The sequence below is a fragment of the Cupriavidus sp. 01L415 genome (genome assembly GCF_056400065.1).
This window is the reverse complement of the sequence record NZ_JBFTSP010000069.1, coordinates 1-2,008: the sequence shown is the minus strand read 5'-3', so window position 1 is coordinate 2,008 and position 2,008 is coordinate 1. Positions and strand designations below refer to the sequence as shown.

At 59.2% G+C, this 2,008-nt stretch carries 1 protein-coding gene; it reads right to left on the bottom strand.

The window, feature by feature from the left end:
• Nucleotides 1–1,663 (bottom strand): recombinase family protein (locus AC1DOX_RS30865; RefSeq protein WP_441624648.1); only part of this gene is annotated, 1,663 nt, incomplete at its 3' end.
• Between the last annotated feature and the right edge of the window lie 345 nt (nucleotides 1,664–2,008).

The following is a 2,008-nucleotide window of genomic DNA, read 5'->3' as shown; positions in this document are numbered from 1 at the left end:
TACGCCGCGTACAACGTTGCATACTTTTCACTCCGTCGTCTGAATCATTCGAATTTTCGCTGTCGAGAGCCCCAGGCTGTGGGTCAACCCTGAACACAACGACGATCTCATCCTTGTGGATTTCGACACGCTTGACCAGACCCAATACGATCCTGCGCTTCGTCTCAAGATCAATCGTGTCCAGTTTCTCGGTGACGGCGCCTGCAAATTCCTCGAGCCGATTAATAACTAGAAACAGCTCGCTTTGCACCGCTCCTTGCTGCCTGGATTCAAGGATCTGCTGCTCAATCTGCTCAAGCCGATTCCTCAACTGCTGCATCTTCGGGTCGAAGTCGGACTTATCGAGGATACCGTCCGCATAGCTGTCGATCAGCCGGGACTTGCCCTTTTCCAGCTGCAGCCGCTGCTTTTCTAGGGTGCTCGTGTCGAAGGCACTCTTCTCGTTGCGCTCCATCATATCCAGCCGACGCTCATATTCGCTCTTCAATCGTTCTGGATGCCTGAGCAATTCCACAACCTGATGCCATACCAGCTCATCGAGCCGGTCTGTTCGTACCTGCAGATTGTCACAGATGCGCTGGCCGCCGAAACGGTAGGCATCGGTCCCAACACAGCGGTAATAGGCGTAGTCCCGCTGATGCCCCTTAGCCGCAGCCTTGCTCACCTTCTTTGCGTAATAGGCGTAATGGCACTGGCCGCATACCGTCAACCCTTGCAGCAGGCGTAGCGGGGCACTCTCGCGCCTCTGGCGCGCCAGCTTGCGGTTCTCGACGAGCTGTTCCTGAGCCGCCATGAACAGCGCCTCGCTAACGATGGCCGGTACTGGGATCTCGATCCAGTCCTGCGGTTCGGTGCGTGTTGTCGAATACGGCTTTCTGGGTACGTCGGTACTGTGACGCTGTGCACGCACGCGGACCTGCAGATGGTCGCGCGACTGCGTCTTGCCGAACGCGGCTCGCCCCATGTACGCAGGATTGCGCAAGATGCCCCACACCACACTGCGGTCCCAGTACGGCTTGCCCGACGCCGTCACGGTACCCGACTCGGCAAGGCGGCGTACCACGTCCCCTATGCTCAGGCGGTCCATCCCCACCCACTGGAAGATCGCCCGGACCGTTGCAGCCTGGGGCAACTCGATAACGTACCGGGCCGGCGTTCCGTCGAGTTGCCGGCGAATGTAGCGGTAGCCGTAGGGCGCCCCGGACAGGACATTGACACTGCCGCGTTTTGCGCCGTGAAGCTTGCCACGGCGGTGACGCTCGGAGATCTTCGCCCGTTCGTATTCTGCGATCATGCCCTGCATCTGCAATAGCAGCGACTCTTCCGGCGTCGTACCGATCGCGTGATTGAGGAACACCACCTGGACACCGCAGGCCGAGAACTCTTCCATCAGCAGCGCCTGATGCGCATATTTACGCGCCAGCCGGTCCGGTGACAGGATGTAAAGCTGATCGATCGCACCGAGTGCCGCACAGTCCCTGAGTCGCTCCAGCTGTGGCCTGATCAACGTCGCACCGCTCACGCCAGCATCGACGAAACACATGTCGTCGACGATCTGCGCGCCGTCAGCTGCAATACGATCCTTCAGTGCAGCGATCTGGCTTTCAATGGTGCCGCGTTTGTTTTGCTGTTCGGAGGATACCCGCGCGTAGAGCGCAACCATCGTAGCTTTGCTCATCGTCTACCTCGCTTGATGGTCGCTTGCCTGGACTCTGCAGGCCGCGTAGCAGACGGCTGTGCCGTCGCGCGTGCTTCGATCGGATTGATCTGCTCGTAGGCCTTTTGCAACTGTTCTTGGGCATAGCGGTTCGGCTCGAAGGCCAGACGCACGCTCCACTTCTTACGTCTTCGGGTCATCGCTGCACCTGCCTGTCAGCGGGAGCGACCGTCTCAAGGACAAGGTCCACATTGACGTCAGCACAGCTTCTGGACCAGGGCGCCAGACACTCCCTCGAAATGCGCAGGGCCAATCTTACCCGGCAGTTTGCTCTATTGTTGGTGGCGTTAG